The organism is Pseudarthrobacter sp., assembly GCF_036675385.1.
In the GTDB taxonomy this organism is placed as follows: Bacteria; Actinomycetota; Actinomycetes; order Actinomycetales; family Micrococcaceae; genus Arthrobacter.
The window spans coordinates 1-4,566 of record NZ_JAKFFD010000072.1; the positions used below are offsets into that span (position 1 = coordinate 1).

The window sequence follows — 4,566 nt, forward strand, 5'->3', positions numbered from 1 at the left end:
GGTGAATTTTGGCCACCAGAAGTAGAAGCCTGCGAACATCGCGAACACCACAGTGCCGAACACCACGTAGTGGAAGTGCGCCACCACGAAGTAGGAATCAGACACGTGGAAGTCCAGCGGCGGAGAGGACAGGATGATCCCGGTCAGGCCGCCGAAAAGAAACGTGATCAGGAAGCCGAGGGCCCACAGCATCGGTGTCTCGAAGGTCAGGGACCCCCGCCACATGGTGCCGATCCAGTTGAAGAACTTCACGCCGGTTGGCACCGCGATCAGCATGGTCATAAAGGCGAAGAACGGCAGCAGCACCGAGCCGGTCACGTACATGTGGTGCGCCCACACGGTCATGGACAGGGCTGCGATGGAGATGGTGGCGTAGACCAGGCCCTTGTAGCCGAAGATCGGTTTGCGGCTGAAGACCGGGAAGATCTCCGAGACGATGCCGAAGAACGGCAGCGCGATGATGTAGACCTCGGGGTGGCCGAAGAACCAGAACAGGTGCTGCCACAGAATCGCGCCGCCGTTCTCCGGATCATAGATGTGGGCACCGAACTTCCGGTCGGCCCCCAGGGCAAACAGTGCCGCGGCGAGCGGCGGGAATGCCATGATCACCAGGATGGACGTCACCAGGGCGTTCCAGGTGAAGATGGGCATCCGCCACATGGTCAGGCCCGGGGCGCGCATGCAGATGATGGTGGTGATGAAGTTGACCGCACCCAGGATGGTGCCGAAGCCGGACAGCGCCAGGCCGAAGACCCACAGGTCACCGCCCACGCCGGGGGTGAACGTGGTGTTGTTCAGCGGCGCGTAGGCGAACCAGCCGAAGGCCGCTGCGCCCTGCGGGGTGATGAAGCCAGCGACGGCGATGGTGGATCCGAAGAGGAAGAACCAGAAGGCCAGGGCGTTCAGCCGCGGGAATGCGACGTCGGGGGCGCCGATCTGCAGCGGCATGATGAAGTTGGTGAAGCCGGCGAAAAGCGGCGTCGCGAACATCAGCAGCATCATGGTGCCGTGCATCGTGAACAGCTGGTTGTACTGCTCCTTGGTCTGCAGGACCTGCATGCCCGGTTCGAAGAGCTCGGCCCGGATCAGCAGGGCCATGACTCCGGCCATCAGGAAGAACACAAACGAGGCGATCAGGTACATGTACCCGATGACCTTGTGGTCGGTGGAGGTGAGCCAGCCGACCACCATGGAGCCTTTGCGCCGCGGCACTACAGGGGGAGCAGCGGTTGAGGCGGTCCCTATTCGTGAATGTCCGGTGATGGCCATTTTTCACCTCACAGATCTTCTGCACGGCAGCTATGGGCCCTTTGCATGAGCCCCTAATTGCAGGCTACTCAGGAAAATAGGGGGCGGGAAGGGTTTCTCCCCACCCGTTCCCTAACCTCGCAAGCTCGGCCAGGGAACCCTGCGGGTGTGGGCCCAGCTCAAGCACCGTTAGTGCAGGCCCATCGCGTTCCGGACCTCGTCCAGGATGTGATGGACGGCTGTTTCCGCGCCCACCGCGTCCCCGCGGGCCACTGCCGCCGCAACATCCTCGTGGGCCTGTAACGCTTCGGCCCGCGGTTTGAAGGGCATCAGGCCCTGTTGGGTCCGGCTGGTGAGCACCTCGGCCACCATGCCTTCGAGCGCCGTGAACATCTCATTGCCGCAGCTTTGGAGCAGCAGGCAGTGGAACTCGATGTCCACCGCCAGGAACGCCTCGAGTTCGCCGGCTTCGCCCAGCCGCCGCAACTCCGCGGCCAGGAAAACCAGCCTGGCCCGTTCCGCGGCGCTCGCCCGGCGGGCAGCACCTGCAGCCGCAATAGGCTCGACAGCGATGCGCAGCTCCGTCAGGCTGCTGTACTGGATATCGCGCCGGACAGAGCCCAGGCGCCAGCGCACCAGCTTGGGATCGAAGACATTCCACAGCCGGCGCTCCTGGACCACAATGCCCACCCGCCGGCGCGAATACACCAGGTTCATGGACTCCAGGACCTTCATGCTGTCCCGCGCAACGGTGCGGGAGATGCCGTACTCCTGCTGGAGGCCCTCAAGGGTCAGCCGGCTGCCCGGAGGAAGGCTTCCTGACGCGATGGCGGAGCCAACCGCCTCGAGAACGCGTTCATGCATGGCGGGGGAGGCCCCGCCGTCGTGCGCGTCATCCGCGTCCGGTGGTGTCGCCGTCGACATCTTTCCTGCTTTCGTCTGCGCCTGTGCGCACCCCAATCGTACGCACAAAGTTCCAAAGGTATGACTTGTGACACCAAAAGATAGTACCTATAGCAATAAATGGTGATACCTTATTTCCCGGCGCAGTTCCCTGTGAAATGCGCTCAAAGCTTTCTTCACTTAGCCAACGGCGTCTTCTTCGGAGGTACAACATGCAGTATCCAGCCACGCACCTGGTGGTGATGGGCGTTGCCGGTTCCGGCAAGTCCACCATTGCGGCAGCGCTTTCCCAGCAGCTTGGCTGGGCCTGCGCCGAAGCGGACGAGTTCCACCCCCAGTCCAACATCGACAAGATGACCCAGGGCATTCCCCTGCAGGACGAGGACCGCTGGCCCTGGCTGCGGGAAATCCAGGCCTGGATGACTGCACATGCCGCAGCCGGGACGAGCACCGTACTCACCTGCTCCGCACTCAAGCAGAGCTACCGTCAGCTGCTTGCCGACGCCCAGGGCCGGGTCCTGTTCATCCACCTCGACGGCGGCGCCGACCTGATCGGCCAGCGCATGCAGGGCCGCGAAGGCCACTTCATGCCGTCCACACTCCTGCCCAGCCAGCTCGCAACCCTGGAACCGCTGACCGGCGACGAACTCGCCGCCGGCAGCCTCCGCCTGGACATCTCAAACTCCCCGGAGGAGATCGTCGCCGCCGTGCTTGCTGGCCTCGCGCTTCCCGCGCGTTCGGCGACGAGCGCCCACCTGGAGCCCAGCGCCTGCTGAGCCGGGCCTCTGCCCCCAATTTCCCCAATACTTCATTAGTTCTGTTTCAAAGGAGAACCATGGTCATCGAAGGATGGACCCAGACGCTGGGCGCAGGCCCCCTGCTGCTCATCGCCGCGGCATCGATTGTTGTGCTGCTGTTCCTGATCATCAAGCTGCGGATGCACGCACTCGTCGCCCTGATCGTGATCAGCCTCGCCACCGCATTCGCCACCGGAATCCCCGCCAACCAGGTGGTTCCTGTGCTGATCAACGGGTTCGGCACCACCCTGGGCACCGTGGCGCTCCTCGTGGGACTGGGCGCCATGCTCGGCCGCATTGTTGAGACCAGCGGTGGCGCCAAGGTGCTGGCCGACTACCTGATCGGCGTGTTCGGCGAAAAGCGTGCACCGTTCGCGCTGGGCCTGGCCTCGCTGATCTTCGGCTTCCCCATCTTCTTCGACGCCGGCCTCGTAGTTATGCTGCCCGTGGTCTTCGCCGTGGCCCACCGCCTGGGCGGGGGAGTGCTGCGCTACGGACTGCCTGCCGCCGGCGCGTTCTCCGTGATGCACATCTTCCTGCCGCCGCACCCGGGTCCGGTCTCCGCCGCTGCCTTCTTTGATGCCAACATCGGGCTGGTCCTGATCGCCGGCCTCATCACTGCCATCCCCACCTGGTACGTCACCGCCTACCTCTTCGGACTGTGGACCGGCAACAAGCTGGTCCTCCCGGTGCCGGAAATCCTGGGCCACGCCAGCGCCGAAGCCGAATCCCACCCGCCGCGCTTCCGCACCATCATCGGCCTGCTGCTCCTGCCCTTGGTCCTGATCTTCATCAACACCGGCCTGAACACCCTTGCGTCCTCCGGCGTGCTGTCCGAAGAGGTCAAAAGCGAGCAGTGGTTCCAGGTCCTGCGGACCATCGGTGAAACCCCGGTGGCCCTGCTGATCGCCGTCCTGGTAGCCGTGTTTGTCCTGGGCGCCCGCCGAGGCAAGGACGCCGGCGCCATCGAGAAGCTGCTCGAATCCTCGCTGGGCCCGGTCTGCTCGGTCATCCTCATCACCGGTGCCGGCGGCATGTTCGGCGGCGTCCTCCGTGCCTCCGGCATCGGCGCGGCACTCGCCGACGTCCTGGGAAACCTGGGCATCCCGCTGATCCTGGCAGGCTTCCTGATCTCCGCCATCCTGCGCATCGCCCAGGGTTCCGCCACCGTGGCCCTGACCACCACCGCTGGCCTCATCGCCCCGGCCGTGGCCACCGCCGGCCTGACCGGCATGCAGGTTGCCGCCCTGGTTATCGCCGTGGCAGCAGGCTCCGTGGTGGTCTCCCACGTCAACGACTCCGGCTTCTGGCTGGTGGGCCGATTCTTCGGCATGGACGTCAAGACCACCCTGCGGACCTGGACCGTGATGGAAACCCTCATCGGTGTTATGGGCTTCGCCATCGCCGCGGTGCTCTTCCTGCTCGCCGGCGTGGCGGGCTAGCGATCTGACTCCAGCCACGGCTGACTGAAGTACGACGGCGGGGCGTCCGGAGAAATTGGCGGGTTCTAGCGGTCGTTGCAACACCCAGAATTTTTGGGAGTTGCAACGACCGTGTCGTCTTTAACGAAAGAAGCTGTCGGCCAGAGGAAGTACACGCCTGACCAGAAGAGTGAGTT

Annotated in this window: 4 protein-coding genes; 2 read left to right on the forward strand and 2 right to left on the reverse strand. The window is 64.3% G+C overall.

Going from position 1 to position 4,566, the window contains the following annotated elements; all coding sequences use genetic code 11:
• The coding region (locus V6M49_RS05700; RefSeq protein WP_332760516.1) for a cbb3-type cytochrome c oxidase subunit I at positions 1-1,269 on the reverse strand (1,269 nt) is incomplete at its 3' end.
• Between the two features lie 168 nt (positions 1,270-1,437).
• Positions 1,438-2,172: a FadR/GntR family transcriptional regulator gene (locus V6M49_RS05705; RefSeq protein ID WP_332760517.1), complete on the reverse strand. Its 735-nt coding sequence runs from the start codon at positions 2,170-2,172 to the stop codon at positions 1,438-1,440.
• 191 nt (positions 2,173-2,363) lie between these two features.
• Here V6M49_RS05705 and V6M49_RS05710 point away from each other — a divergent pair, with 191 nt between their 5' ends.
• Complete coding sequence (locus tag V6M49_RS05710; RefSeq protein ID WP_332760518.1) at positions 2,364-2,927, forward strand: gluconokinase; 564 nt, start codon at positions 2,364-2,366, stop codon at positions 2,925-2,927.
• Between the two features lie 59 nt (positions 2,928-2,986).
• Positions 2,987-4,390, forward strand: a complete 1,404-nt coding sequence (locus V6M49_RS05715) for a GntP family permease (protein ID WP_332760519.1) — start codon at positions 2,987-2,989, stop codon at positions 4,388-4,390.
• The last annotated feature ends 176 nt before the right edge of the window (positions 4,391-4,566 follow it).

Bases quoted from the DNA above. Each gene is read 5' to 3' on its own strand.
- V6M49_RS05715 (WP_332760519.1), top strand. From the start codon at position 2,987: ATGGTCATCGAAGGATGGACCCAGACGCTGGGCGCAGGCCCCCTGCTG.
- V6M49_RS05705 (WP_332760517.1), bottom strand. From the start codon at position 2,172: ATGTCGACGGCGACACCACCGGACGCGGATGACGCGCACGACGGCGGG.
- V6M49_RS05710 (WP_332760518.1), top strand. From the start codon at position 2,364: ATGCAGTATCCAGCCACGCACCTGGTGGTGATGGGCGTTGCCGGTTCC.